This is a genomic window from Muricoccus vinaceus, from assembly GCF_042433125.1.
Taxonomy (GTDB): domain Bacteria; phylum Pseudomonadota; class Alphaproteobacteria; order Acetobacterales; family Acetobacteraceae; genus Roseomonas; species Roseomonas vinacea.
Genome location: NZ_JBHLVZ010000085.1, coordinates 13,573 through 38,642 on the forward strand (window position 1 = coordinate 13,573; position 25,070 = coordinate 38,642).

A 25,070-nucleotide genomic window follows, 5' to 3' on the forward strand; every position below is an offset into this window, starting at 1 on the left:
CGTCCCGCTTTCGCCGTCCGCCAATGCCATGGAAGAAGCGCTGCCCCGTGCTAAACAGGGTGGCGCGGCGCGGCGCGGGCTCCTATCCCGCACGCACGCCGCATCCCGCCCCTGGCCCGGAGCCGACCTGTCCATGCGCAGCTTTCTCCTCGCGCTGCCCCTTCTCTGCGGTTGGAGCCTTCTTCCCGGCCCCGCGGAGGCCGAGGTCCTGTTCGTGGTGAACTCCATGGACCCGGGCATCCAGGTGGTGGACGTCGCCACAAGGGCCGAGATTCGCCAGATCCCGGTTCTGCGGGAGCCTCACCACCTCGCTCTTTCTCCCGCGCGCGACGTGCTGCTGGTGGGCGACTCGGGCGGCAACGAAATCCTGTTCCTGGATCCGGGCACCGGCGAGCTGCTCAAGCGCGAGCGCATCGCCAATCCCTACAACCTGGAATTCAGCCCCGACGGGAAGATGCTGGTGGTGACCGGCCTTCGAAGGGACCAGGTGGACATCTATGCCTGGGAGGCGGGCACCGCGAGCCTCAGCCTGCTGGGCCGGGTGAAGCCGGGCGACATGCCCAGCCACATCGCCTACCGCCCCGACAGCAAGCAGGCCTATGTCACGGTGCAGGGCAGCCGCTCCATCGCCGCCATCGACCTCGAGACCCGCCAGATCGCCTGGACGCTCCAGGTCGGGCGGGAGCCCGCCGGCATCATCTGGCACAACGGCAAGCTGCTGGTGGGCATCATGGGCTCGGACCACGTGGCCGTGGTGGACCCCGAGGCGCGGCGGGTGGACCGCACCATCCGGATCGGCCGCGGCGCGCACGCGCTGTTCCCCTCGCCGGGCGGAGGGCCGATCTACGTGACCAGCCGGCTCGACAGCCGCATCACCGCGCTCGATCCCGCAACGCTGGACGTGATGCGCGTCTACGAGGTTCCGGGCGGGCCCGACTGCATTTCCTTCGACCAGCGCGGGCGGCTCTGGACCACCCTTCGCTGGACCCGGCAGGTCGCGTTGCTGGACCCCGAGACGGGGGAGGTCTCGGCCTCGCCGGTCGGGCGGTCGCCGCACGGCATCCTGTTCCAGTCCCGCGACCTGCGCCCACGCGCCGATGCGACGGCCGCGCGCTAGCCTGCGGCGGCTGGCCCTTGCCGGGCTGGCCGCGCTGCTCGCCCTTCCCGCGGCCGCCCAGGGAAGCGACACCTGCCGCGGCACCCTCTACCTGACCATCGACACCGGCTGGTCGCGCGAGGCGGAGGAGATCGCGGCGATCCTGCGCCGCCGCAACGTGCGCGCCACGCTTTTCGTCGCGGACGAACCCACCGCGCGCGGCGACCGCACCCTGTCCCCGGCCTGGGCATCCTTCTGGCGTGCCCGCGCGGCGGAGGGCCATGTCTTCGCCAGCCACACCTGGCGGCACTGGTACTTCTCCGGCGATCAGGGCCCCGGCCGCACCCGGTATGCCTCGCGCGGCGGGGAGGGCTCGGAGGTGCTGGACCAGGCCGCACTCTGCGCGGAACTTGAACGCCCGATCCAGGCGCTGCGCGCCATGGTCCCCGATGCGCCGGTGCTGCCCCTGTGGCGAGCTCCGGGCGGGCGCACCACGCCGGGGGTGCTGGCGATGGCGCGGAACTGCGGCCTGACGCATCAGGGCTGGACGGCGAACGGATTCCTCGGCGACGAGCTGGACGCGGCTGCCCATCCCAACCGCGCGCTGCTGTCGCGCAACCTGTTTAAGGTCCGCGACGGCGAGGTGCTAATCATGCACTGGGGCGTCCGCAGCCGGCGGGAGCCCTTCGCCGGCATCCTGGAGCCGCTGATCGCCGGGCTGCAGGAGCGCGGCTTCTGCTTCGCGACCCTGCCCGCCGAGGGCCGCCGCTGATGTTCGACGCCGCCGTGCGCCTCTACGATTCCTTCACGAGCTGGCTGTTCCAGTCCGCCGTGCAGCCCGCCCTCTACGCGCTGGGCATGATGGAGTGGGCGGAGGACGCCTTCTCCTGGATGGACTTCTTCGTTTTCGGCTTCGTGCAGGTGCTGGTGGTGTATGCCATCTGCCGCCCGCTGGAGGCCTGGCGCCCGGTGGAGCACTGGGACGACCGGCGGGTGGTGGGCACCGACGTGGCCTATACGCTACTCGCCCGGCTGGGCGTGCTGCCGCTGATGGCCTTCGTGATCCTCGCCGGCGTGCAGGCGCAGGTGGCGGGCTGGATCGCCGATCTCGGCTGGGTCGCGCCCAACCTGGAAACCCTGGTGCCCGGGCTGGAAGGCCGGCCCTTCCTGGCCTTCCTGTTTTACATCCTGATCCTGGATTTCGGCGAATACTGGCGGCACCGCCTGCAGCATTCGCTGCCCTGGTGGTGGGCGCTGCATTCCATCCACCACGCCCAGGAGAAGATGACTTTCTGGACCGACGACCGGAACCACGTGATCGACGACATGATCGCGGCGCTCTGGTTCGGGGGCCTGGCCCTGCTCATCGGCGTGCCGCCCGGCCAGTTCCCGCTGATCGTGCTGGTTCTGCGCGTGGCGGAAAGCCTGTCCCACGCCAATGTCCGGCTTTCCTTCGGCCAGGTGGGGGAGCGGCTGCTGGTGTCGCCCCGCTTCCACCGCCTGCACCACGGCGTGCTCTCGGCCGGGGAGGAGGGGCGCAACTTCGCCGTGCTCTTTCCCGTCTGGGACATGATCTTCCGCACCGGCGATTTCCGGCGCGATGTGTTTCCCCGCACCGGGGATCCGGAAGCCCCGGCCGAGTTGGTGCGCGGGGGCTGGTGGCGCCAGCAGGTGGCGGGCACGCGCCGCCTCTGGCGCGCGTTGCGCGGTCCTGCCGTCGGCTGAGGTTCGGCGGCGGGAACCATCCTGCCTTCTTCCATCCTGGCGGCGATGCCGGTCCGTTGTTGCGCTCGATGGAACCAATCCGCCTCCTCACGGTTCTCAGGACGCTGCTGCCAACGTCGCGCGGACCATCGCCCGGCAAGGGCAGGCTGCGCGCGGCACCGCACGTTGTCGGACGGATCATGGGAGAGCTTGGGCATGAGCGACTTGCCGAGACAGCGCGACATGGAGGCCGCCGGTGCGGACCGCCGCGAGCCCACGCCTCCTCCCTTGCGGGAGGCCCGTGACGACCTGCACGCCACGGCTTCGGCCATCGGCGCTCAGGCGACCGAAACCAAGGACCGGATCGGCGAGCAGGCGGCTTCGGTGCTGGACGAGGCCAAGGCTAAGGGTTCCGAGGTCGCGGACGCCGCGCAGGAGCGCGTCGAGAGCCTGGCCGAGCAAGGCAAGGCGGCCGGTGCGGAACGCGCGCAGGGCCTGGCCCAGGCCGTGCGGCACGCGGCCGACGACCTGGAGGCAAGCTCCCCGGAAATCGCCCGCCACGTCCGCGCGGCGGCGGACTCGGTCGAGGGCGTGGCCGCGGCGCTGCGGGAGCGCAGCGTGGGGGATCTTCTCTCGGAGGTCGGCAATTTCGCCCGGCGCCAGCCCACGGCCTTCTTCGGCACGGCGCTGGTCGCGGGCTTCGCCATTTCCCGCTTCGCCAAAAGCTCGGCGCCGCACGGAACAGGCCACGCGGCGCAGCGGCCCACGGGACTTGGCATGAGCGGCGGGCCGGGCGGCCGGACGGGCAGCATGGAGAGCACCACCCCGGCGCACACCACCGCAACGGGCGCGCCCGGATGGGTTCCCGATGCGGCCGGTGCCGCGCAGTCCCATCCGGCGACCATGGCGGCCGCCAGCCTGGGCGGCGCCGTGGCGCATCGGGCCGGTGACGCCGCGCCGGGCTCCATGCCGACCGATCGGGACGTGGCCGTCATTCCGCCCATCCCGGGCGAGGCGACCACACCCGGCCTTTCGCGCGGGCCCAGTCCTTCCGGCGACATGGGGAGGACCTCCTGATGTCCGACCTCAACCGGTCCGTGCCCGACCTGCTGGGCGACCTCGTCCAGCAAACCACCACCCTTGTGCGCAAGGAGGTGCAGCTTGCCCGCGCCGAGATGGGCGAGAAGGTGACCAAGGCCGGCGCGGCGGCCGGGGGCATCGCCGTCGGCGGCGTGCTGCTGCTGGCCGCCCTGGTCATCCTGCTCGAAGCGCTGGTCGATTTCCTCGTGACCCTCGGCCTCTCGGCACCGGTGGCGGGGCTGATCGTGGCCGTGGTGGTCGCCCTGATCGGCTACATCATGCTCCAGAGCGGCTTGAAGGCGCTGAAGGCCAGCAACCTGACTCCCGAGCGGACGGTTAACCAACTCTCACGCGATGCGGCTGCGGCGAAGGAGACGGTTCGATGAGCGGCACGACCGACCCCCAGGGTAAATCGGCGAGCGAGATCGAGGGCGAGGTCGAGGCGACCCGCGCCCGGGTGACCGAAACCCTCGACGCCCTGCGCGACCGCATGTCGCCCGGCCAGATCGTGGACCAGTTCGTGGACTATGCGCGGGACTCGGGCGGCGCGGATTTCGCGCGCAACCTCGGCAGCTCCGTTCGGGACAACCCGCTGCCCGTGGCTCTGATCGGGGCGGGCATCGCCTGGCTGATGCTGTCCGGCGACAAGAAGAATGCCGGTGGTCGCGAGGCCATGCTGGCCCTGCCGCCGCCGGCGCTTCCGCCGACCAGGACAAGCGCTGCCCCCGGCTTCGTTTCCGCCGGTACGGAAGGCGCGGGCAGCATGAGCACGGCCCGTGTCCGGGTTTCGGGCATGGCCGAGGGCGCGCGGGATCATCTCAGGGCCGGAGCGGAGGCGATCGGCGATACCGCCGCCCGGGCGCGTGGGGCGGCTTCGCGCGCGGTGGACGCGATCACGGGCGCGGCGTCCGACGCGGCGGAGGCCGTCTCGGACACCGCCTCCGGCGTCGCCGACGCGGCCTCGCGCATGGTGGGCGGGGCCTCGGATGCGGCATCCGACGCAGCCGGTGGCGCGGCGCGACTCTACGACCAGACGGCCACCGGTGCCTCGCGCGCGGCGGGCGCGGGCACGGAACGGGCCGGCGCGCTCGCCGCCTCAGCCTCGCGCGGCTGGAGCCGGATGGCGGAGGAGCAGCCCTTGCTCATGGGCGCCCTGGGCCTCGCGCTCGGCGCCGCGCTGGGCGCGATCCTGCCGCGCACCCGCACCGAGGACGAGCTGATGGGCGAGGCGAGCGACGCGGTGACCGAGCGCGCCGGCAGCATGGCCCACCAGGGGATGGAACGCGCGGCGGAGGTGGCCGGCCAGCAGTTCGGCCAGGTGCAGGCCGCCGTGGCGGACAGCTACTCCATGTCCAAGGAAAAGCTGAACGAGGGCGTTTCCGCGCAATCCGTCGGGGATGCCCTGGGCACCGCCGCCGGACGGTTGGCGGAAGCGGCGAAGGACGCGGTGCGGGACGTCACGGACGAGGCCCGCAAGGGCCTCGGTGGCGAGGAAGCGGGCGAGGGCGGTGCGCCGCACCAGGAGGCGCGGCCTGCCTCCGCGCCGGTGCCGCCGGCGTCAGCCTCCGTGCCGGCACCCACCGCCTTCCCCTCGGCCCCGCCCAGTTCGGGCAGCGGCTCGTCCACCCGGAGTGGCCCGCTCTAGCCCGTCGCCCCGTCGCCCGCGTCAGCCATTGGCGCGTGCGACGGCTTCCTCCAGCAGGTCGAACAGCGCGGCGGCAAAGGCGCGCATGTTTCTCTCCCGCCCGGCCCTGCCGGTGGCGATCGTGCGGGCCAGTTCCACCGGCCCCGCAACGGCCAGACACGCATGGCCGGCGGGATCGCCGTAGCGGTTGCCGGTTGGCCCCGCCGCACCGGTTTCCGCGATCGCCCATGTGGCGCCAAGCCGCTCGCGCGCGCGCCGTGCCAGAAGGGCCGCATAGGGCGGCGAGGAAGGGCGCAGTCCGGCCATGTGGACCGGCGTGATGCCCAGAAGCGCCTCGCGCGCTGCGGCCGTGTAGATCACCCCGCCGCCGAGGAAGTACGCGCTTGCGCCGGGCGCGGCGAGCAGGGCCGCCGAGGCCAGGCCTCCGGCGGAGGACTCGGCTACCGCGATCGTCTCCCCCCGTGCTTTCAGGGAAGCGCCGAGCCGGAAGGCCTGCGGCAAGAGATCCTGCATCACGCCTGCTCCCGATGCCGGGTTCCGCCCGCGCTCATTGCCGGGCTCAGTGGATGTGCTGCTCGATCTCCGCCGCCGGCGGCGCGTTGGCGGGGTCCAGCGTGCGCCGGAGATAACCGTCCTCCAGCGGGCGGTACATCGTGCAGAGGTGGCGCAGCCTCACGAGCGGCGCGTCGTCCAGGTCCACGCGCAGGTCGATCACCGGAAAGGGCACGCGCGGGCGCGCAACACGCACGCCGGCGGAGCGGAGTGGCCAGGGCTCGCCTCCCGCTGCCTCGCCGGCCTCCAGCGCGGCCAGCAGGCGGTCCACCAGGGGCAGGGCGGCGTCGGCCGTTTCGAATCCCTCGAGGATCGCGGGAATGACGGCATCGTTCGCCAGCCCGTTCCCGACCACCACCGCGCCCCGGCCCACCAGCCCGCCCTTGGAGGCGATGCACCGCGCCCCCGTCTCGTGCGCGGCGCCGCCCCTGGCGTCCAGAACGGCAAGCTGGCGCCACACGCGGTCCCCGCCCGCCGCCTCCAGCATGGCCGAGAGCGTGGCGGCTGCGTCGTCGCCCGCGGAAAGCCGCTCCATCCCCAAGGCACCGAGCCTTGGGTCGGAACGCGCCTGGGCGAAGACCGCGCCGAAGCCCGGCGCCAGGAACATCGCGCGATAGGTCGCGGCCATGCTCGATGTGGTCAGCGCCTGGCCGATCGCGCCCGTGCGCAGGCAGACCGCCGCAATGGAAAAGGTCATCCGATCCCCAGCACCTCGTCAGGTGACAAGCTTAGAGAGCCGCTGCCATGATGCGCAACGTCCCGGCCGAAAGGGTGAACCGATGCGCTCCCGACTTGCCCGCCTGCTTGTCGTGCTGCCGATCCTGGCCGCGACAACCGCCATCGCCGCCGCGCAGGCGCTTCCGGCACGGATCGCCTCCAGCAAGGTGGTGCGGGTGGCGGTGAACGGCACCTACCCGCCCATGGAAAGCCGCGACCCCGCGACGAACCAGCTCGTCGGCTTCGACATCGACATCGACCTCGGCGAGGCCCTGGCCAAGGTTCTTGGCGTGCGGCTCGAATGGCAGGACGGTGCCTTCGCCCAGCTCATGCCCAGCCTTCAGACGGGCCGCGCGGACATGGTGCTGAGCGGCATCAGCGACCTTCCCGCGCGGCGCGAGACCTTCGACTTCATCGACTACCTGAAGTCGGGCGCGCAGTTCCTGACGCTGGCTTCCAACACCGCCATCCGCACGCCGCTCGACCTCTGCGGCAAGCGCGTGGGCACGGTGCGCAGCACCTCCTTCCCCGCGAACATCGAGAGCTGGAGCAACGAGAACTGCACCGCCGCCGGCCGCCCCGCCATCCAGTATGTGGGCGTGGACCGCATGCCGCTGGTGCACCTCGAACTGCAGCAGGGACGGATCGATGCCAGCGTGCAGGGCAGCGAAACCATCCCCACGCTGATGGCCGCCAACCCCAACGCCTACCGCATCGTGACGGAGCCCTTCACCACTGTGCGGCAGGGCATCATGTTCCTCAAGACGGAAACGGAGCTGCGCGATGCCTTCGCGGGCGCGCTTCGCACCCTGTTCAGCAACGGCACCTACACGGCGCTGATCGAGAAGTGGCAGCTCCAGGCCTCCGCCGCGCCCGAGCCTCTGATCAACGGCGAGCGGCTGCCCTGAGCCCCCGCGCATGATGCCTGCCCGGCCCGGGGACGAAGCCGAGGACCGGCACGCGCTGGACATCGCGCTGCTGCCCCATGTGCGGCCGCGCCACTGGGGCCGCATTGCCTCCGCCGCCGTGCTCCTGGCATTGCTTACGCTGCTGGCGCGGGCCTTCGCGCAGGGACAGATCGCCTGGACCGTGGTGGCGCAGTACCTGACCTGGGGCACCATCCTCGAAGGGTTGCGCAACACGGTCCTGATGGCGCTGGCCGCCATGGCGCTCGGCTTGGTGCTGGGCGTGCTCGCGGCCGTGGCGCGCGCTTCGCCGAACCCGGTGCTGCGCGCCGCCGCCATCTTCTACGCCTGGCTGTTCCGCGGCACGCCGGTGATCCTGCAGCTTCTGCTCTGGTTCAACTTGGCGCTGATCTTCCCCGTGATCGGCATTCCCGGGATCTGGAGCGAGCGCACGGTCGCCGTGATGACGCCCTTCCTCGCTGCGCTGCTCGGCCTCGGTCTGAACCAGGGCGCCTATACCTCCGAGATCGTGCGCGCTGGCATGATCTCGGTCGATGCCGGTCAGTACGAGGCGGCGAAGTCCATCGGGCTGACCTATGGGCAGTCGCTCCGACGCATCATCCTGCCCCAGGCCATGCGCGTGATCGTGCCGCCGCTGGGCAACGAGTTCATCGGCATGATCAAGACCACCTCGCTCGCCAGCGTGATCCAGTACGCGGAGCTGCTGCACAACGCGGAAAACATCTACTACGCCAACACCAAGGTGATGGAGCTGCTGCTCGTCGCGGCCTTCTGGTACCTCGTGCTCGTCAGCCTGCTCTCGGCCGGGCAGGCGGCGCTGGAGCGTCGGGTCTCGCGCGGCGTGCTGCGGCTGGCGAGGGCACGTTGAGCGCGGCGCCGCTGCTGCGCGCGCGCAAGGTCGGAAAGTCGTTCGGCGCGCAGCGCGCGCTGGAGGACGTGACGCTGGACGTGGCGCGCGGGGAGGTGGTGTGCCTGATCGGCCCCTCCGGTTCCGGCAAGACCACCTTCCTGCGCTGCGTGAACCAGCTCGAGCGCTTCGACGCCGGCGGGCTGTGGATCAACGGGGAGCTGCTCGGCTACCGCGAGGCCGCCGGGCGCCTGCATCCCCTGCCGGAACGCGAGGTCGCGCGGCAGCGCCGGGCGACGGGCATGGTGTTCCAGCGCTTCAACCTGTTCCCCCACATGACCGCGCTGGAGAACGTCATCGAGGGTCCCGTTCTGGCCCTCCGCCGCCCGCGTGAGGAGGCGGTGGCCGACGCGCGCGGCCTGCTGGACCGCGTCGGCCTGCTGCACCGGCAGGACAGCTATCCGGCGGCGCTCTCGGGCGGGCAGCAGCAGCGCGTGGCGATCGCGCGCGCCCTGGCGATGCGGCCGGAGCTGATGCTGTTCGACGAGCCCACCTCGGCCCTCGATCCCGAACTGGTGGGCGAGGTGCTGGCGGTGATGCGGGACCTTGCCGGCAGCGGCATGACCATGCTGGTCGTGACCCACGAGCTGGGCTTCGCGCGGGAGGTCGCGAACCGCATCGTCTTCATGGATGCGGGCCGCGTGGTTGAAAGCGGGCCGGCCGGGAAGTTGCTGTCCAACCCCGCCCAGGCCCGCACGCGGGACTTCCTGTCCGCCGTGCTCGGATAGGCCGGGGCTTCCCCCGGCCTATCCGCGCCGGTCATTGCGGGGCGGCGGGCGCGGGTGCCTCGGTGCCGCCGGCCGGTTGTGACGGCGGCTGCGCCTGCGGCTGCTCCGGCGCGGCCGGCGTGGCGCTCAGCCGGGCCACGCCCGCCTCCAGAGCGGAAAGCTCCTGCCGGCGCTGGGCCACCTGGCCTTCGAGCCCCGCGGCCTCGGCGCGAAGGCGCTCCAGCCCGTTGCCGGAGGTGGCGAGGTCCGCCTCCAGCGCGGTGGAGCGGCCTTCCAGCGCGCGGACGCGGGCGGTGGCCTCCTCGATGCCGCGCGTCAGCTCGGCGCTGCGGGCGGTCGCCTCCTCCACCTCCTTCCGCTTCACGGCCAGCTCGTTCTCCGCGGTGGCCGCGGCCTCGCGCAGGGCGGCGAGGCGGCGGTCGGCATCGCCCAGGGCCTGCTGGCGCCCGGCCAGCGCGGCCTCGGCCTCGCTGACCTGCGTGCGCAGCGCCGTTGCGCGCTCCTCAAGCGTGGCCGCCTGCTGCTGGGCCGCGGTCGCGGCCTGCTGAGCGGCGGCGAGCCGCTGGTTCGCCTCGGCCAGCCGTGCCTCGGCGGGGCCGATCGCCTCGGCGGCGGCCCGCAGCTCGCCCAGCCGCCCCTCGGCGGCGGTGGCGGCGGCGGTCTGCTCGCTCACCCGTGCCTGGGCGGCGGCCAGGGCGGCGGTCGCGGCCTCGGTGTTGCGGGTCAGTTCCGCCAGGCGCGCCTCGGCACCCGCCAGCTCGCCCTGGCGCGCGGCCAGCGCGGCCTCGGCGGCGGTGATGGCCTCGGCCAACTGGCGGGCGCGGCCCTCGGCCCCGGCGATCGCCGCCTGGCGCGTGGTCACCGCCTCCTGGGTGCGGCCGGCTTCCGCGACCAGGGCCGCGACGCGCCCCTGGGCGGCCTCGGCGGTGGCGTTCAGCTCGGCCGTGCGTGCCTCGGCCTGGCGCAGGGCGGCCTGCGCAGCCTCTTGCTGGGTGGCGATGGCGGCCACCTCCGCCCGGCGCTGCGCGAGCGCGGTTTCGGCGGCCGTCACCTCGTTGCGCGCCTGCGCCAGCGCCGCCGCGGCCGTCTCGGCGCCCTGGCGGAGCTGGGCGATCTGGCCCTGCGTGGCGTTGGAGGCGGAGGTCAGCTCGTTCAGGCGGGCCTCGGCGGCGGTCAGCTGCGGGGCGATCTGTGCCAGCCGCGCCTGCGCCTGCTCCGCCCCGGTCGCCAGCTCCGCGTTCCGGGCCTCGGCGGTCGTGAGCGCGGCGCGCGTGGCCTCGGCGCGCTGGGTCAGCGCGGCAAGGTCGCCGTTGGCCTGCCGCTCGCGCGTCAGCGTCCCGTCCAGCTCCGCGAGGCGTGTCGCCTGCCCCCGGCGCGCGGCCTCGAGCTTCTCCAGCTGGTTCCCGCGGGAGATCGCGATGGACCAGCCGATGATCAGCAGCAGCAGCGCCGCGCCGGAAATCGCGAGGATAGGCCAGGAGATCCCGAACAGGCCGGGTGGGGCCGTGCCTGCCTTCGCGCCCGGGGGCGCGCCGCCGGGCTGGGTGGTTGCCATGTGTTCAAGCCTCCGAGGTGCCGTCTTGACCCTGGCCCGGGGGGCGAGGGTGCCGCGGTGCAGGTAGCCGCGTGCCCCCCAACGCGCGAGACGCCGGAAAGCCACCCCGCTGGATTGTGACGGCGGAGGGAGGCGCCGGCCGCCGATTGCCTCACCCCCGGGGCAGGGCTAGCTTCCGGGCAACATTGCGCCAACCGGAACCGGGCATCCCGATCGTGCTCCGGTGGCGCCGCGCGCTTGCCACGATCCGTCCAAGGAAACCAAGGCTTGAACCAAGAGATCTCTTCCGTCCTCCGTGCCGGGCACGGCTTCCGTTGGCCCGGCGGTGCGCGGGCGGGGATCGTGTTCAACATTGCCTACGAGGGTTGGTCCGAGGGGCAGGTGCCGGGCATCGGCCCCATGGGCAACCCGCTCAGGCCCGGCGTCTTCGACAGCAACGCCGCGAGCTGGGGCCTCTACGGCGCCACCCGCGGCATCTGGCGCGCGCTGGAAGTGGCGGCGCGCAACGGCGTGCGGACGAGCGTGATGACCAACGGCGTGCTGGCGGAGAAGTGGCCTGACACGGTGCGCGCCATCCACCGCGGCGGGCACGAGGTCGTGGCGCATTCCTATGGCATGGACGTGATCCCGGTTTACCTGCACGAGGCCGGGCAGCGCGAGAACATCCGCCGCACCACCGGCCTGATCGCCGAGGTGACCGGGGAGGCGCCGCGCGGCTGGATCAGCCCGCGCGGCACGGGCAGCCCCATCCATGCGCGCCTGCTGGCCGAGGCCGGCTACCTCCACCACGGCGACTGCAACGACGACGACCTGCCCTACCTGGCGCGGGAAGCCGGGGCGGAAATCGTGGCGATCCCTCTGATCATGGACGTGAACGACCTGCCGAGCGCGATCCGCTACGGCAACAACGCGCGCGCCATGCTGGAGCAGTTCCAGGACGCCTTCGCCGCCATGCGCGAGCGCGAGACGCGCCCGGTGATGCTGGACGTGACCATCCACACCCATGTCTACGGCCGCCCCTCCGGCGCCTGGGTGTTCGACGAGATCATGCGGCTGGTGAAGGCCGCGCCCGATGTCTGGACCGGCACGCGGCTCGAAGCGGCGGAGCACCTGCTGGCCAGCCGCGACAGCCTGACGGCGACCCCCCATGCGGCGGACTGAGCCCCGAACAGGCCGCCGCGCCATCCTGGGCGCGGCCGGGGCGGCGATGCTTCCGGGCCTGGCGCGGGCGCAGCAGCCATGGCCGGACCGCCCCGTCCGCCTGGTCGTGTCCTTCGCCCCCGCAGGGCCGGCGGATATCGTGGCGCGCATCGTGGGCGAGCGGCTCTCGCAGATCTGGGGCCAGGCGGCGGTGATCGAGAATCGCGCGGGCGCCGGCGGCAACGTGGGCGCGCAGCTTGTTGCCCGCGCCCGGCCGGACGGCACGGTGGCGCTCGTCACCACCAGTGCCTTCGCGGTGAACCCGAGCCTGACGCGCAACGCCGGCTACCGGCCCGAGGAGCTTGCGCCCGCGGCGCTGCTGGCCTCCACCCCGAACCTCCTGGCGGTGCGCCCGGACAGCCCGGCGAAGGACATCGCAGGGCTGATCGAGATGGCACGCCGCCAGCCGCTCAACTTCGGCACGGCCGGCGTCGGCACCACGCCGCATCTCTCGGCCGAGCGCCTGTTCCGCCTGCTCGCGCGGGTGGATGCCCAGCACATTCCTTTCACCGGCGCCGGGCCCGCGCTGACGGCGGTGCTGGGCGGGCAGATCGAACTGGCGAGCGTCGCCCTTCCGGCGGCCATGGAGATGGTGCGCCAGGGTGCCGTGCGCGGCCTTGCCGTGACCGGCGCGCGCCGCTCCGCCGCCCTGCCCGACGTGCCGACACTGACCGAGCAGGGCTTCCCCGGCGTGGACGACGTGACCTGGACCGCGATGTTCTTCCCGGCGGCGACGCCCCCCGCGATCCTGGCGAAAGCCAATGCCGACGCCACCCTGGCGCTGGAGGACCCCGCCACGCGCCGGCGGCTGGAGTCGGTGGGCTTCGACGCGATGGGCGGCAACCTCGAGGCCGCCGCCGCCTATGTGGCGGAGGAGACGCGACGCTGGGCCGAGGTCGTGCGCGCCGTCGGTGTCACGCTCGACTGAACCGGGGCGCCCGGCCATTCCGCGCTCCTCCGGGAGGCACGCCGCCCCGCACCGCCAGGAACACCGCATGCCCGAGCCCGATCTCCGCCCAACCCTTGCCGCGCCCGACGACGACCCCTGGCTCTGGCTGGAGGAGGTTGAGGGTGAGCGGGCGCTGGCCTGGGTGGCGGCCCAGAACGCCGCGACCTTCGCACGCCTGGCCGATGCGCGGTTCGAGGCCGAGCGCGAGGCCGTGCGCGCGGTGCTGGACCGCCCGGACAAGCTGCCCTTCGTCACCCGCCGCGGCGCCTGGCTGTTCAACTTCTGGCAGGATGCGGCCCAGCCCCGCGGGCTGTGGCGGCGCACCACGCTCGAGTCCTACCGCTCGGCGGCACCGGATTGGGAGGTGCTGCTGGACCTCGATGCCCTGTCCCGCGCGGAAGGGGAGGACTGGGTCTGGCAGGGTGCGGACACGCTGCCCGGGTCGCATAACATCGCCATGCTCAGGCTCTCCCGCGGCGGCGGGGACGCGGTGGTGCTGCGCGAGTTCAGCCTCACCGACCGGTGCTTCGTGCAGGGCGGCTTCGCCCTGCCCGAAAGCAAGGGCAGCACCGACTGGCTCGACCGCGACACGCTGCTGCTTTCCTCCGCGCTGGGGGAGGGGATGGCCACGCGCTCGGGCTACGCGCGCACGGTCCGGCTCTGGGCCCGCGGCACGGACCCGCTGGAAGCGCCCGTGATCTTCTCCTGCGACGAGGCGCATCTGGGCGCCTGGGGCGGGGTGGACCGCGAGACGCCAGACCGCTTGGTCTTCACCGACCAGATCGGGTTCTTCGAATCCACGGTGCACCTGGGCGGGCGCGAAGGGGCCGAACGGCGCATCGACCTGCCGGAGGATGCGAGCGGCCAGTGGCAGCACGGCTGGCTCGCGGTGCGCCCGCGCAGCCCGTGGACGACCGGCGGCACCACCCACGCGGCGGACACGCTGCTGGGCATCCGGCTGGACGCCTTCCTGGCGGGCGGGCGCGACTTCCGCGTGCTGTTCACCCCCGCTGATCGGCGCGCGCTACAGGGCTTCTTCTGGTGCGCGGGGCGGCTCGTGCTCTCGGTGGTGGACGAGCTCCGGCCGGTGTTCACCGTGCTCACCCCCGGCGAAGGCGAATGGGGCGCGGCCGAGCTGGCGGGCCTGCCGCGCACGGGAGTCGCCAGCCTCTGGCCGTTGGACGCGGAGCCGGAAGAATCCGACGGCACGCTGCTCGCCCAGGTGGAGGACCCCGTCACCCCGCCGGCCCTGATGCTGACGAACACCGGGCTTTCCACGCCCGTGCCGCTGCGCCGCTCCTCGCCGACCTACAACTCCGCCGGTCTGGTGGTGACCCGGCACGAGGCGGTCTCCACGGACGGAGAGCGCATTCCCTATGTTCAGACCGGCTCGGCCGGAGAAACCGGGGAAGCACCGGTCCACCTCTCCGGCTATGGCGGCTTCCGCGTCTCGCGCCTTCCGACCTACCAGGGCATGCAGGGCAAGCTCTGGCTGGAGCGGGGCGGCACCACGGTGGTGGCGAACATCCGCGGCGGGGGCGAGTTCGGCACGCGCTGGCACGAGGCGGGGCGGCGCGAGCGCAAGCGGCTCTCGCATGACGACTTCGCCGCCGTCGCGGCGGACCTCGTGCGGCGCGGCGTGACGCGGCCGGGACGCATCGCGGCGGAAGGCGGGTCCAACGGCGGGCTGCTGATCGCCAACATGCTGACGCGCTACCCCGAACGCTTCGGCGCGCTGTTCTGCACGATTCCGCTGATCGACATGCGCCGCTATTCCCGGCTGCTCGCGGGGGCGAGCTGGATCGCGGAATACGGCGATCCTTCGGTGCCGGAGGACTGGGCGTTCCTTCAGCACGTCTCGGCCTATCACCTGGCCGAGCCGGGGCGCCCCTATCCCCCCATACTTCTCGCGACCACGCGGCGCGACGACCGCGTGCACCCCGGCCACGCCCGCAAGATGGCCGCCAAGCTGCAGGCCATGGGCTACCCCGCATTGTTCCACGAGCCCGCCGCTGGCGGGCACGGATATGGCAAGGACAATGCGGAGGTGGCGGGGTTCGCGGCGCTGGGCGCCGCCTTCCTGCGCCGGGCGATCGGCTGGGAGGCGGAAGCGGCCTCAGCCGGCTGAGGGATAGCGGATCGCGGTGATCTCCACGCTCGCCGGCCCTGCGGGCGTGCGCACCGTCACCTCGTCCCCCACGCCCGCGCGCAGAAGGGCGAGTGCCATTGGGGAGGCGATGCTGATCTTGCCCGCCGCCATGTTGGCCTCGTCCTCGCCCACGATGGTGACGCTCGCCTCCTCGTCGCGCTCGTTGAGGTAGGTGACGGTGGCGCCGAAGAAGACGCGGTCGCGCCGGGGCTGGGCGGCGGGGTCCACCACCTCCGCCGATTGCAGCCGGTGGCCGAGGTAGCGCAGGCGCCGGTCGATCTCCCGCAGCCGCCGCTTGCCCTCCTTGTAGTCCGCGTTCTCGCTGCGGTCGCCGTTGCCGGCGGCCCAGGAGACGATCTCGACCACGCGGTGGCGTTCCGCCTTAAAGGCCTCGTATTCGGCGCGCAGCGCGGCCTCGCCTGCGGGCGTCATGTAGAAGCGGCCGCGGGGCAGGCCCGGCGGCGGGGGCGCGTCATCATCCTCCATGCCGCGCGCCCCGCTTCCCACCGCTCAGCGCAGGCTGGCGGCGAAGGCGTCCGCGACGTGGCGCGCGAAGCCCGAGGGGTCGCGCGGGCTGTCGCCGTCCTGCACGCGCGCCAGGTCCAGCAGCATCCCCGCCGCCTCGCCGATCCCGGCATCGCCCGCGGCCTTCTCGGCGAGAGCGCGGATGAGCGGATGGCGCGGGTTCACCTCCAGCACGGGCAGCCCGGCGCCCAGGCCCCGGCCGGCGCGGTTCAGCAGGCGCTGCATCTGCAGGTCCGGCCCGCCCTCGCTCGCGGCCAGCACCACGGCGCTGCCCACCAGCCGGTCGGTGGCGCGCACCTCCGACACGTCCTCCTTCAGCGCGTCCTGGAGCAGCGGCAGCAGGCGGGACAGGTCGGCCGCCTCCTCCTGCGCGCCCTCGGGCGGTGCGATCTTCGAGAGGTCCACCGCGCCCTGCGTCACGCTCCGGATGGGCTTGTCCTCGAACCGGTCCAGGCGCTCCGGCCAGAAGGCGTCGATCTGGTCGGACAGCAGCAGCACCTCCACGCCCCGCGCGCGGAAGCCCTCGAGCTGCGGCGACTTCGCGAGCGCCTCGGGCGCGTCGCCGGCCAGCACGTAGATGGCCTCCTGGCCCTCCTTCATGCGCGACACGTAATCCGCCAGCGAGGTCCAGCCCTCCACGGCGGAGGAACGGAAGCGCAGGAGGGAGGCAATGTCCTTGCCGTGCTCGCCCGGCTCGAACAGGCCTTCCTTGAGCACCGTGCCGAAGTTCTCCCAGAACTTCGCGTAGTCCTCGGCCTCCCTGGCGCGCGACTTCAGTTCGGACAGCACACGGTTCGTGACGGCGCGGCGGATGCGGGCCAGCGCCGGCGTCGCCTGCAGCATCTCGCGCGAGACGTTCAGCGGAAGATCCTCGGTGTCCACCACGCCGTGCACGAAGCGCAGCCAGGCCGGCAGCAGCTCCGCCTCGTCCGTGATGAACATGCGGCGGACATGCAGCCGCACACGGCTCTCGCGCTCGTTCTCCACGGCCTGGAAGGGCTTCATGCCGGGGATGAAGAGAAGGGCCGTGAACTCCAGCGCGCCTTCCGCCCGCCAGTGCAGCGTGGACCAGGGCTCGTCGAACACATGGCCGAGGTGGCGGTAGAACTCGGTGTAGCTTTCCTCGCTGATCTCGGACTTCGGCTTGCGCCAGAGCGCCGTGCCCTCGTTGGCGGGCTCGTCCTTGCCGTCGCGGAAGACGGTGATGGGGATGGTGATGTGGTCCGCCCACTTGCGGATGACCGAGCGCAGCCGGAAGGGCTCCAGGAAATCCGAGGCGTCCTCCTTCACGTGCAGGACGATCTCGGTGCCCGGCTCCTCCCGCGAGGCCGGCGCCAGGGTGTAGTCGCCATGCCCCTCCGAGGCCCAGGTCCAGGCCTCGTCCGACCCGGCCTTGCGGGAGGTGACCTCCACGCGGTCCGCCACCATGAAGGCCGAGTAGAAGCCCACCCCGAACTGCCCGATCAGGCTGGGCCGGTCGCCCGGCGCGGCCTCGGCGAGGGACTGGGTGAAGGCCCGCGTGCCCGACCGCGCGATGGTCCCGAGGTTGGTGGCGAGCTCGGCCTTGGCCATGCCGATCCCGGGGTCGGAGATGGTGAGGGTCCGCGCCTCCTTGTCCGGAACCACCCGCACCGCCGCCCCTTCGGGCACGGCGGGGATGCTGCTGGTGAGCGCCTCGAAGCGGCGCCGGTCCACCGCGTCGGCGGCGTTGGCCACCAGTTCGCGAAGGAAGATCTCGCGGTCCGAGTAGAGGGCATGGACCACCAGGTCCAGCAGGCGCCCGACCTCCGCGCCGAATTCGTGGCGCTCCACCGTTTCACTCACAAGCGATCTCCAGGATTGGGAAGGAACCTGGGCGGCGATATGAAACGGCGGCAGGGCGGCTTCAAGCCCGCCCCGGTCCGGTGCTCAGGGCTTGCGCGGGGGCTTGCCGGCGGCTTCGGCCGCCGATGGCTCCCCCGTCCACTCGTCGGTGATCATGCCCTGCGCCTCGCTGAGCTTGTTCACCTCGGCCGCGGAGGGCGGGGGGGGAACCCGGCTTTCCGACGCGCTCTCCGCGTCGAAATCGGCCTTGGGTCCTTCGGGCGGCCGGCTGGTCATGGCGTTGGTCATCTCCTTGGGCCGCGCCGCGGGGGGCGGGCCTTCTGGAACGCGCGGGCCGTTCCGGAGTTCGCGCCGGGTGCGCTCAGCGCAGCAGCACCGGGCTGGCGTCCAGGCGGATGCGGAACAACGAGTAGGGCTTGCGGCGCTTGTCCTCGCCGCCCTGGTATTTCGCCTGGCGATGCAGCTGGTTGGCCGTGACATAGAGGTGCCCGTCCGCCGCCAGCGACATGGTGTCGGGCCAGAGAAGCCGGGGATCGTGCGCCACCGTTTCCCAGTCGCCCGCCGCGGTGCGCCGCAGGATGGCGTTGTGCTCGTAGCTGGTGGCGTAGATGCGGCCCTGGGCATCCGATTCCAGCCCATCCGCGCCGCCGCCCTTGTCGCCCTCGTCGCGAAGCGTCGCCGCCACGGCATCCTCCCCCAGATGCGCGTCCGCCAGGGCATCGGTCGCCACGCTGTAGAGGCGGCGGGAGGCGAGGGGGCAGAAGAACAGCCGCGCCCCATCCGCCGAGATGGCGATGCCGTCCGCGCCCATGGACACGGGCTTCGTCGTGCCGTCCGGCTGACGCTCCATCAGCGGGCGGCCCTCCACCACCGGCATGAAGCGCCCGGCGGGCTCGGCCTTGGTGCTGGGATGGTCGTGCAGGCGCCGCCAGCTGTTGCCGGTGGCAAGGTCCACCACGATGATGCCGTTCGGCCCCTTGTCCGCGCTGTCGGTGATGAAGGCCATGCCCTCCGGTCCACGGCGCAGGTCGAAGCGGACGTCGTTCAGGTAGGTGGTGGGCAGGGCGACATCGGCGGGAAAAAGGATCGTCTTCACCACCCGGTCGGTCGAGAGGTCCACGCAGACCAGCTTGGGCCCGCCCGGCCGGGTCGGGGCGAACATCGGGCTGCCCGTGTCGAGGATCCAGAGCCGGTCGGCCGGGTCCACCACCACGCTCTGCACCGAGACCAGCCCGGCGGAAGGATCCTCCGGCGTCGTCTCGTTCAGCGCCAGGCTGGGATACGGAACGGGCTTGCCGTCCCTCAGCTCGGCCACCGTGAACTCCACCGCATCCCCCCACTTGGGAAAGTTCACGAAGATCCGCCCCTCGCGCGAAACGGTGACGCCGGTGGGCATCGGGCCGCTGAAATGCGCGACGGCCTCGAGCCGCCCCAGGGGCTCGTCGGCGGGCAGGGTGTGGGGGTCGTCGGACATGGTCGCTCTCCTGGGGCGGGGGTGGGCCGGCCGCCGCCGCCCCGGCCTGGGCGCAGCCGACGGCCATGTCGGGTGACGAGGTCACCGGGCGCTTCCGGCTTCGCGCCGGACCGGACCTCATCATTTGCACGCCGGCCTGGGCTTCCGTGTCGAACCGCCAGGGCCGCTCCCGGTTGCGGACGGGTCGGCAGCGAGCCTGCGCCGCGGCGCGCTGCGCTGCCACGACGCGGCGATCGCTTCGGGCGCCTCCCTCAACCCGGGCGCCCGCATGGCGGGAAGGCCGGGCATTCCCATCGCAAGCGGGGTGAAGGCATCCGGCCGGCGGGCGGCAGGCCGGGTTCCACGAGGCTGTTTCGCAGGGCTTCAGCGAAAGTGGCGTTCCGGTGATACCGAAGGCCATCACCTCCGGCCGCGCGGTTCGCCCAGGCCCAGCATCGTCGTTTCCCACGTTGATTCGCAGGCGGGAGGGGTGGCATCCCGAAGGCGCGGAGCACACCCCGAAGGCCAACGCGGTGCCCGCCGGGCTTGCCTTCCCGCCATGGTCATGCGGTTGCCAGCGGCAAGGTGCCTGGGGCAGGCCAGCCTTTGCGGATGGGTGCGATGATCCGCGCGGCACCCGCTTCCCCGGCGCAATGCACATCCTGTGCGGCCCGCCCAGCCCGGCTGGATCAAGACGATGTGCGAAGCGGATCGCACCTCTTCGAAGAGCGCGTGGGCGGCCCAGGCCTGAGGAGGCCGAGCGAGGCGAAGTTCGCAACATCCCCCACCGCAACCGCTGCGTGTCGCGGCACCGGCGCTCAGCGAGGTGGAGCCGGATGGCGTGCTCGAATATCTCGCACAGACTGCGAAACCTGCTTCCGAAGAAACGTCGGGCGCTCGTTGACTGCCTGATGATCCCGCCGGCGGCACGCTTCGTCTCACGGGCGAGCTCAGCCTCGGCGGAAGCATCGCGCGATAGCCGGTTCCTCGAGGGAACCGCCACGCTTTGCCAGGTCGTCCCCAAGCGGGCGCTCAGCCGATGGGTCGGACCACCAGCACGGTGCCCTCCACCGCCTCCACCCGGACGATGGCGCCGGCTGGCGTGGCGGTGCCCCGCGCCGCACGGGCCGCCCAGTCGCTATCGCCGAGGCGAACGCGCAGGCCGCTGCCATCGGCATCCAGCACCCGGCCTTCGCGCCCCACCAGGCCAGACTCCGGCGTGTTGAGGGATGGCGGGCCCAGCGCCCGGCGGCGCAGCAGCGCCAGGGCCACGCCCGCGGCCATCAGTGCCACGAAGATCGCGACGGCGCCGGGAAAGCCGGGTTCGGCGAGCCGCCACGCCAGCCCCGTCCCGATCGCGGCGAGCCCGGCCCAGAGCAGGAAAACGCCGGGAACCGCCAGCTCCGCGCCGAGCAGCAGCAACCCTGCCAGGATCCAGATCAGCCAGGTGTCCAAGGACCGGCCCCCGTGCGAGGCACCGAGCGCACCTCCGCCGCGCCCGTGGGCGGAGTGCCGGGCTGGCCCGGCGCGGGCGCCGCGAAGCCGATCGGCCCGGGAAGCGGCGACCGGGCCGATGTCTGCCGCGATGTCGGGACCGGTGCCTGACCCGGCGCATGGCCGGGGGACATGCCGCCCCCGGGCCCGTCGCGCAGCAGTTCCAGCGCGGCGCTCACGCCTCCGGCCAGCCCCGCCGCCTCCATCGGAACGATCACGAGGCGGGAAGACGGACTGGCCGCAATGGCCTGGAAGGCAGCCACGTACTTCTCCGCCACGAAGTAGCGCAGCGCGTCCCCGCCCGCACCCGTTGCGGCCTCGGCCACCATGCGGGTGGCTGCGGCCTCCGCCTGGGCGGAGCGCTCGCGGGCCTCGGCGTCGCGGAAGGCGGCCTCGCGGCGCCCCTCGGCCTCCAGCACCAGGGCGGACTTGGCGCCCTCGGCCCGGACCACCGTCGCGCGGCGCTCGCGCTCGGCGGTCATCTGCAGGTTCATCGCGCGGATCAGGTTCTCGGGCGGCTCGATCTTGCGGATCTCCACCCGGTTCACCTTGACCCCCCAGGGCTCCGTCGCGCCGTCGAGGGTGACCAGCAGGGTGGAGTTGATCCGCTCGCGCGAGGACAGGGTTTGGTCCAGGTCCATCTCGCCGATCACGGCACGGATGTTGGTCATGGAGATGGCCGTCAGTGCCTGCTGGAGGTCCTGCACCTGGTAGGCCGCCTTGGCCGGGTCCATGACCCGGTAATAAACAATGCCGTCTACCGCGACGGAGGCGTTGTCGCGCGTGATCACCACCTGCTCGGGGATGTCGAGCACCACCTCCTGCACGTTCATGCGCCGCCCGATGGCATCCACATAGGGGATCAGGAAGTTCAACCCGGGCTGGAGCAGGTGGGTGAACCGCCCGAAGCGCTCCACGGTCCAGACCTCCCCCTGGGGCACCGTGCGGATGCCCCTGGCCGCGGTGACGAGGGCGAGCACGAGGATGACGGCGAAGACGACGAGTGTGCCGGACACCGGCATGGGCGAATCCTCCATGATACGGCAAGCCTAGCCGGAATGGGGCTCGGTGCGACAGGAGCCGGGAGGGGCGCGACGGCCGCGTGCCGGCAGCCTATGATGCGCGGAACCGCCCCGGGAGGCGGGTGGGCGAGGAGCATGCCGCATGGAAACCCTGGCTGGTGCACCCGGCACGAAGGCCCCCGCGATGACCCTGCGCGACCGCCTGCGGGGCCGGTTGTCGATCCCGGTGATCGCCTCGCCTCTTTTCATCATCTCGGTGCCCGATCTCGTGGTCGCGCAATGCACCGCCGGCATCGTCGGCTCCATGCCCTCGCTCAACGCCCGGCCGGCGGAACAGCTCGACGATTGGCTCTGCGAGATCGAGGAGCGCCTGGCCGCGCATGACCGCGCCCATCCCGCGCGCCCGGCGGCCCCCTTCGCGCTGAACCTGATCGTCCATCGCTCCAACACCCGCCTGGAGCAGGACCTCGCCGTCGCGGTGCGCCACCGCGTGCCCATCGTCATCACCTCCCTCGGCGCGCGGCCGGAGGTGAACCAGGCGGTTCATGCCTATGGCGGCCATGTGCTGCACGACGTCATCAACCAGACCTTCGCGCGCAAGGCCGTGGAGAAGGGCGCGGACGGGCTGGTGCTGGTGGCGGCTGGCGCCGGCGGCCACGCCGGTTCGCTCTCGCCCTTCGCGCTGGTGGCGGAAACGCGCGCCTGGTTCGACGGCCCCATCGCCCTGTCCGGCGCCATCGCGCATGGGCGGTCGATCCTGGCCGCCGAAGCCATGGGCGCGGACTTCGCCTATGTCGGCAGCGCCTTCATCGCCACCACCGAGGCGCGCGCGGAGGACGGCCACAAGCGCATGATCGTGGACCATGGCGCGGAGGACATCGTCTACACCAACCTGATCACCGGGGTTCACGGCAACTACCTGCGTCCCTCCCTTGTCCAGGCCGGGCTGGATCCGGACAAGCTGGGCGCGCACGATCCGGCGGCGATGGATTTCGGGGGGGAGCGCGCGAAGCGCTGGAAGGACATCTGGGGCTCGGGCCAGGGCATCGGCACGCTCCGCGCGGTGCGCCCGGTCGCCGAGCTGGTGGCGGGACTTCGGCACGAGTACGGCGAGGCGAGGCGGAGGATGGCGGTGCCCAGCCCGATGGTGAACCCGCGCTGGTGCGAGGACGATCCGCCATGAGCGCAGGGAACGGCAGGCACCTTCGAGTTCCGCGCAGCACCTTCCCAACAATGGGGTAAGAGGGCGCGCCGGGCGCGACGGCGCGCCGCGGGTGTCTTGCCCCGCCTGTTCCGGCAAGCTGGCCCCGGCGGCTGCATCGCCCGCTCTTTCCCGCGTGCCGCGACCATTCGGCAGCCACCGCGTCCCCCGACGGGCTGCCCTGCGTGGCGGGGCCGGACTGGGAACTTGCTCGCGATTTGGTGACGTGAGATGGAGCCGGCCTGGACCGGCGAATGGTGGGGATGCTGCGATGGTCGTGAACAAGCTCGTGCAGGTCGGTCCGGTCGCCTTCGGGAACGACCTGCCCTTCGCGCTGATCGCCGGCCCCTGCCAGCTGGAAAGCCGCTCGCACGCATTGGAGATGGCCGGCGCGCTGCGCGAGATCGCCGCGCGCCTCGGCATCGGCCTTATCTACAAGACCAGCTTCGACAAGGCGAACCGCACCAGCGCCACCGCCCAGCGTGGCCTGGGCATGGCGAAGTCCCTTCCCATCCTGGCCGAGATCCGCGAGAGCCTGGGCCTGCCCGTGCTGACCGACGTGCACGACGCCGCGCAATGCGCCCCCGTGGCCGAGGCGGTGGACGTGCTCCAGATCCCAGCCTTCCTGTGCCGCCAGACCGACCTGCTGCTGGCCGCCGCCGCCACGGGCCGCGCGGTGAACGTCAAGAAGGGCCAGTTCCTCGCGCCCTGGGACATGGCGAACGTGGTCGAGAAGATCGCGGGCGCGGGCAACCCGAACGTCCTGCTGACCGATCGCGGCACCAGCTTCGGCTACAACACGCTGGTTTCCGATTTCCGCGGCCTGCCCATCATGGGCCGCACGGGCGCCCCCGTGATCTTCGATGCCACGCATTCGGTGCAGCAGCCCGGCGGGCTGGGCGGCAGCTCCGGCGGGCAGCGGGAGTTCGTGCCGGTGCTGGCGCGCGCGGCGGTCGCCGTCGGCGTGGCAGGGCTGTTCATCGAGACGCACGAGGACCCGGACCACGCCCCTTCGGACGGCCCGAACATGGTGCCGCTGCGCCAGTTCGAGCCGCTGCTGCGCGACCTGCTCGCGCTGGACCGGCTGAGCAAGGCGCAGCTGGCCGGGGCGGAGGCGGCGGCATGAGCGCCACCCGCGACGGCACGCAGGAAGGCCGCACCGATCGCATGGCGCGGCTGGAAAGCCCGGACAAGGCACCGCTCGAAGCCCCCTCCGGCCTGGAGGCGGTGTGGCGCACGCTGGACCTGGAGATCGAGGGGCTCATGGCGCTGCGCCAGGCCGCCGGCAACGGGCTCGGCGCCTTCATCGAGCGCGCGGTGAACACCATCCAGGCCACCGAGGGCGCGCATGGCCGCCTGATTGTGACCGGCATGGGCAAGTCCGGCCATGTCGGGCGCAAGATCGCCGCCACCATGGCCTCCACCGGCACCCCCGCCTATTTCGTCCACCCGGGCGAGGCCAGCCATGGCGACCTCGGCATGGTGCGCGGCGAGGACGCTGTGCTCGCGCTTTCCTGGTCCGGGGAGGCGCCGGAACTCGCGGACATCGTCGCCTACTGCAAGCGCTTCTCGGTGCCGCTGATCGCCATCACCGCCCGCGCGCGGAGCGCGCTGGGCCTGGCCGCCGACATCCCGCTGGTGCTGCCCGACATGCCCGAGGCCTGCCCCAACGGGCTCGCCCCCACGACCTCAACCACCATGCAGCTCGCGATGGGGGACGCGCTGGCCGTCGCCCTGCTGTCGCGCAAGGGCTTCACGGCGCAGGACTTCCGGCAGTTCCACCCGGGCGGCAAGCTGGGCTCCAAGCTGCGCAAAACGCGGGACCTCATGCACACCGGCGATGAGATCCCGCTGGTGAAGCAGGATGTCATGCTGTCCCAGGCGATCTTCGAGATGACCTCCAAGCGCTTCGGCATCACCGGCGTGGTGGACGAGGCCGGGCGGCTGGCCGGCATCATCACGGACGGCGACCTGCGGCGTGCCTTCGCCCAGGTCTTCGTGGACCGGCCCGTGGCCGAGGTGATGACCCGCCGCCCGCGCACGGTGGATGAGGAGAGCCTGGCCTCGCAGGTGCTGGCCGAGATGAACGCCGCCAGCATCACGACCCTCTTCGTGGTGGAGGACGCACGCCCGGTTGGCGTGATCCACATCCATGACCTGCTGCGAATGGGCGTGGCGTGAGGGGCCGCCCGCTGCGGCGCTTGGGGTGGCGGCGGGCACGGTCGTAAGGGGAGCGACCCCGAGGGGACCGGATTGCCGGGCCCTCCTCCGGGCCCACCCGCGCGCGACATGGTTGCAACGACGAGGCACGGCCGGCGGTTTCCGGCCTTGCCGATATGCCCC

Annotated in this window: 24 protein-coding genes; 15 read left to right on the forward strand and 9 right to left on the reverse strand. The window is 72.4% G+C overall.

Annotated elements, in window-relative coordinates; all coding sequences use genetic code 11:
- Positions 1-133 precede the first annotated feature (133 nt).
- The 6 genes from ACFFIC_RS25660 (at position 134) to ACFFIC_RS25685 (ending at position 5,525) form a co-directional block, all read left to right on the forward strand.
- Complete coding sequence (locus ACFFIC_RS25660; RefSeq protein WP_377055774.1) at positions 134-1,117, forward strand: YncE family protein; 984 nt, start codon at positions 134-136, stop codon at positions 1,115-1,117.
- Entirely contained in the window at positions 1,098-1,868 is a 771-nt protein-coding gene (locus ACFFIC_RS25665) for a polysaccharide deacetylase family protein (RefSeq protein ID WP_377055776.1), read from the forward strand. The genes ACFFIC_RS25660 and ACFFIC_RS25665 overlap by 20 nt, the downstream gene beginning before the upstream one ends.
- Positions 1,868-2,821 carry a sterol desaturase family protein gene (locus ACFFIC_RS25670; RefSeq protein ID WP_377055778.1) on the forward strand — a complete coding sequence of 318 codons (954 nt, stop codon included), beginning with the start codon at positions 1,868-1,870 and terminating at the stop codon, positions 2,819-2,821. Before ACFFIC_RS25665 ends, ACFFIC_RS25670 begins: the two co-directional genes overlap by 1 nt.
- A gap of 195 nt (positions 2,822-3,016) precedes the next feature.
- Positions 3,017-3,877, forward strand: coding sequence for a hypothetical protein (locus ACFFIC_RS25675; protein WP_377055780.1), 861 nt, complete (start codon positions 3,017-3,019; stop codon positions 3,875-3,877).
- Positions 3,877-4,266, forward strand: a complete 390-nt coding sequence (locus tag ACFFIC_RS25680) for a phage holin family protein (protein ID WP_377055782.1) — start codon at positions 3,877-3,879, stop codon at positions 4,264-4,266. Before ACFFIC_RS25675 ends, ACFFIC_RS25680 begins: the two co-directional genes overlap by 1 nt.
- The gene (locus ACFFIC_RS25685) at positions 4,263-5,525 is read left to right on the forward strand and encodes a DUF3618 domain-containing protein (RefSeq protein WP_377055784.1); all 1,263 of its coding nucleotides are present in this window, start codon (positions 4,263-4,265) and stop codon (positions 5,523-5,525) included. The genes ACFFIC_RS25680 and ACFFIC_RS25685 overlap by 4 nt, the downstream gene beginning before the upstream one ends.
- Positions 5,526-5,546: 21 nt before the next feature.
- On the opposite strand, the gene ACFFIC_RS25690 is transcribed toward ACFFIC_RS25685, so the two are convergent.
- On the reverse strand, positions 5,547-6,038 hold the full coding sequence (locus ACFFIC_RS25690; RefSeq protein ID WP_377055786.1) for a CinA family protein: 492 nt from the start codon (positions 6,036-6,038) through the stop codon (positions 5,547-5,549).
- A 46-nt stretch (positions 6,039-6,084) separates the two neighbouring features.
- A complete protein-coding gene (locus tag ACFFIC_RS25695) occupies positions 6,085-6,774 on the reverse strand; it encodes a DUF1028 domain-containing protein (RefSeq protein WP_377055788.1) in 690 nt (229 codons plus the stop codon).
- A gap of 82 nt (positions 6,775-6,856) precedes the next feature.
- Between ACFFIC_RS25695 and ACFFIC_RS25700 the strand changes: the two genes are divergently transcribed.
- Genes ACFFIC_RS25700 through ACFFIC_RS25710 form a run of 3 tightly spaced genes read left to right on the forward strand, consistent with a single transcriptional unit; the run spans position 6,857 to position 9,355 of the window.
- The gene (locus ACFFIC_RS25700) at positions 6,857-7,702 is read left to right on the forward strand and encodes an ABC transporter substrate-binding protein (protein WP_377055790.1); all 846 of its coding nucleotides are present in this window, start codon (positions 6,857-6,859) and stop codon (positions 7,700-7,702) included.
- Positions 7,703-7,712: 10 nt separating this feature from the next.
- On the forward strand, positions 7,713-8,588 hold the full coding sequence (locus tag ACFFIC_RS25705) for an amino acid ABC transporter permease (RefSeq protein WP_377055792.1): 876 nt from the start codon (positions 7,713-7,715) through the stop codon (positions 8,586-8,588).
- The gene (locus tag ACFFIC_RS25710) at positions 8,585-9,355 is read left to right on the forward strand and encodes an amino acid ABC transporter ATP-binding protein (RefSeq protein ID WP_377055794.1); all 771 of its coding nucleotides are present in this window, start codon (positions 8,585-8,587) and stop codon (positions 9,353-9,355) included. The genes ACFFIC_RS25705 and ACFFIC_RS25710 overlap by 4 nt, the downstream gene beginning before the upstream one ends.
- A gap of 31 nt (positions 9,356-9,386) precedes the next feature.
- Here the strand turns inward: ACFFIC_RS25710 and ACFFIC_RS25715 are convergent, their stop codons facing one another.
- Positions 9,387-10,910 (reverse strand): hypothetical protein, encoded by a 1,524-nt coding sequence (locus ACFFIC_RS25715; RefSeq protein WP_377055796.1) that lies wholly within the window; start codon positions 10,908-10,910, stop codon positions 9,387-9,389.
- A gap of 267 nt (positions 10,911-11,177) precedes the next feature.
- Between ACFFIC_RS25715 and ACFFIC_RS25720 the strand changes: the two genes are divergently transcribed.
- The 3 genes from ACFFIC_RS25720 to ACFFIC_RS25730 all read left to right on the forward strand — a co-directional run bounded on the left by ACFFIC_RS25720 (position 11,178) and on the right by ACFFIC_RS25730 (position 15,187).
- Positions 11,178-12,071: a polysaccharide deacetylase family protein gene (locus ACFFIC_RS25720; RefSeq protein WP_377055798.1), complete on the forward strand. Its 894-nt coding sequence runs from the start codon at positions 11,178-11,180 to the stop codon at positions 12,069-12,071.
- Complete coding sequence (locus ACFFIC_RS25725; protein WP_377055800.1) at positions 12,058-13,038, forward strand: Bug family tripartite tricarboxylate transporter substrate binding protein; 981 nt, start codon at positions 12,058-12,060, stop codon at positions 13,036-13,038. The genes ACFFIC_RS25720 and ACFFIC_RS25725 overlap by 14 nt, the downstream gene beginning before the upstream one ends.
- Positions 13,039-13,105: 67 nt before the next feature.
- Positions 13,106-15,187 (forward strand): prolyl oligopeptidase family serine peptidase, encoded by a 2,082-nt coding sequence (locus tag ACFFIC_RS25730; protein WP_377055802.1) that lies wholly within the window; start codon positions 13,106-13,108, stop codon positions 15,185-15,187.
- Here the strand turns inward: ACFFIC_RS25730 and greB are convergent.
- The 6 genes from greB to ACFFIC_RS25760 all read right to left on the reverse strand — a co-directional run bounded on the left by greB (position 15,176) and on the right by ACFFIC_RS25760 (position 21,526).
- Positions 15,176-15,694, reverse strand: coding sequence for a transcription elongation factor GreB (gene greB, locus ACFFIC_RS25735; RefSeq protein ID WP_377055804.1), 519 nt, complete (start codon positions 15,692-15,694; stop codon positions 15,176-15,178). The two genes, ACFFIC_RS25730 and greB, sit on opposite strands and share 12 nt — an antisense overlap.
- A gap of 24 nt (positions 15,695-15,718) precedes the next feature.
- The gene (gene htpG, locus ACFFIC_RS25740; protein WP_377055806.1) at positions 15,719-17,557 is read right to left on the reverse strand and encodes a molecular chaperone HtpG; all 1,839 of its coding nucleotides are present in this window, start codon (positions 17,555-17,557) and stop codon (positions 15,719-15,721) included.
- Positions 17,558-17,641: 84 nt separating this feature from the next.
- Positions 17,642-17,833 carry a hypothetical protein gene (locus tag ACFFIC_RS25745; protein ID WP_377055808.1) on the reverse strand — a complete coding sequence of 64 codons (192 nt, stop codon included), beginning with the start codon at positions 17,831-17,833 and terminating at the stop codon, positions 17,642-17,644.
- A gap of 85 nt (positions 17,834-17,918) precedes the next feature.
- Complete coding sequence (locus ACFFIC_RS25750) at positions 17,919-19,031, reverse strand: L-dopachrome tautomerase-related protein (protein WP_377055810.1); 1,113 nt, start codon at positions 19,029-19,031, stop codon at positions 17,919-17,921.
- Positions 19,032-20,042: 1,011 nt separating this feature from the next.
- Positions 20,043-20,465: an NfeD family protein gene (locus tag ACFFIC_RS25755; RefSeq protein WP_377055812.1), complete on the reverse strand. Its 423-nt coding sequence runs from the start codon at positions 20,463-20,465 to the stop codon at positions 20,043-20,045.
- Complete coding sequence (locus ACFFIC_RS25760) at positions 20,450-21,526, reverse strand: SPFH domain-containing protein (RefSeq protein WP_377055814.1); 1,077 nt, start codon at positions 21,524-21,526, stop codon at positions 20,450-20,452. The genes ACFFIC_RS25755 and ACFFIC_RS25760 overlap by 16 nt, the downstream gene beginning before the upstream one ends.
- 142 nt (positions 21,527-21,668) lie before the next feature.
- Between ACFFIC_RS25760 and ACFFIC_RS25765 the strand changes: the two genes are divergently transcribed.
- The 3 genes from ACFFIC_RS25765 to ACFFIC_RS25775 all read left to right on the forward strand — a co-directional run bounded on the left by ACFFIC_RS25765 (position 21,669) and on the right by ACFFIC_RS25775 (position 24,908).
- Entirely contained in the window at positions 21,669-22,709 is a 1,041-nt protein-coding gene (locus ACFFIC_RS25765) for an NAD(P)H-dependent flavin oxidoreductase (RefSeq protein ID WP_377055816.1), read from the forward strand.
- Between the two features lie 289 nt (positions 22,710-22,998).
- Positions 22,999-23,853, forward strand: a complete 855-nt coding sequence (kdsA, locus tag ACFFIC_RS25770) for a 3-deoxy-8-phosphooctulonate synthase (RefSeq protein ID WP_377055818.1) — start codon at positions 22,999-23,001, stop codon at positions 23,851-23,853.
- Positions 23,850-24,908 (forward strand): KpsF/GutQ family sugar-phosphate isomerase, encoded by a 1,059-nt coding sequence (locus ACFFIC_RS25775; protein WP_377055820.1) that lies wholly within the window; start codon positions 23,850-23,852, stop codon positions 24,906-24,908. The genes kdsA and ACFFIC_RS25775 overlap by 4 nt, the downstream gene beginning before the upstream one ends.
- Positions 24,909-25,070 lie beyond the last annotated feature (162 nt).

Coding starts and splice junctions, on each gene's coding strand:
- ACFFIC_RS25660 (WP_377055774.1), top strand. CDS start 134: ATGCGCAGCTTTCTCCTCGCGCTGCCCCTTCTCTGCGGTTGGAGCCTT.
- ACFFIC_RS25665 (WP_377055776.1), top strand. CDS start 1,098: ATGCGACGGCCGCGCGCTAGCCTGCGGCGGCTGGCCCTTGCCGGGCTG.
- ACFFIC_RS25670 (WP_377055778.1), top strand. CDS start 1,868: ATGTTCGACGCCGCCGTGCGCCTCTACGATTCCTTCACGAGCTGGCTG.
- ACFFIC_RS25675 (WP_377055780.1), top strand. CDS start 3,017: ATGAGCGACTTGCCGAGACAGCGCGACATGGAGGCCGCCGGTGCGGAC.
- ACFFIC_RS25680 (WP_377055782.1), top strand. CDS start 3,877: ATGTCCGACCTCAACCGGTCCGTGCCCGACCTGCTGGGCGACCTCGTC.
- ACFFIC_RS25685 (WP_377055784.1), top strand. CDS start 4,263: ATGAGCGGCACGACCGACCCCCAGGGTAAATCGGCGAGCGAGATCGAG.
- ACFFIC_RS25690 (WP_377055786.1), bottom strand. CDS start 6,038: ATGCAGGATCTCTTGCCGCAGGCCTTCCGGCTCGGCGCTTCCCTGAAA.
- ACFFIC_RS25695 (WP_377055788.1), bottom strand. CDS start 6,774: ATGACCTTTTCCATTGCGGCGGTCTGCCTGCGCACGGGCGCGATCGGC.
- ACFFIC_RS25700 (WP_377055790.1), top strand. CDS start 6,857: ATGCGCTCCCGACTTGCCCGCCTGCTTGTCGTGCTGCCGATCCTGGCC.
- ACFFIC_RS25705 (WP_377055792.1), top strand. CDS start 7,713: ATGATGCCTGCCCGGCCCGGGGACGAAGCCGAGGACCGGCACGCGCTG.
- ACFFIC_RS25715 (WP_377055796.1), bottom strand. CDS start 10,910: ATGGCAACCACCCAGCCCGGCGGCGCGCCCCCGGGCGCGAAGGCAGGC.
- ACFFIC_RS25725 (WP_377055800.1), top strand. CDS start 12,058: ATGCGGCGGACTGAGCCCCGAACAGGCCGCCGCGCCATCCTGGGCGCG.
- ACFFIC_RS25730 (WP_377055802.1), top strand. CDS start 13,106: ATGCCCGAGCCCGATCTCCGCCCAACCCTTGCCGCGCCCGACGACGAC.
- greB (WP_377055804.1), bottom strand. CDS start 15,694: ATGGAGGATGATGACGCGCCCCCGCCGCCGGGCCTGCCCCGCGGCCGC.
- ACFFIC_RS25745 (WP_377055808.1), bottom strand. CDS start 17,833: ATGACCAGCCGGCCGCCCGAAGGACCCAAGGCCGATTTCGACGCGGAG.
- ACFFIC_RS25750 (WP_377055810.1), bottom strand. CDS start 19,031: ATGTCCGACGACCCCCACACCCTGCCCGCCGACGAGCCCCTGGGGCGG.
- ACFFIC_RS25760 (WP_377055814.1), bottom strand. CDS start 21,526: ATGCCGGTGTCCGGCACACTCGTCGTCTTCGCCGTCATCCTCGTGCTC.
- ACFFIC_RS25765 (WP_377055816.1), top strand. CDS start 21,669: ATGGAAACCCTGGCTGGTGCACCCGGCACGAAGGCCCCCGCGATGACC.
- kdsA (WP_377055818.1), top strand. CDS start 22,999: ATGGTCGTGAACAAGCTCGTGCAGGTCGGTCCGGTCGCCTTCGGGAAC.
- ACFFIC_RS25775 (WP_377055820.1), top strand. CDS start 23,850: ATGAGCGCCACCCGCGACGGCACGCAGGAAGGCCGCACCGATCGCATG.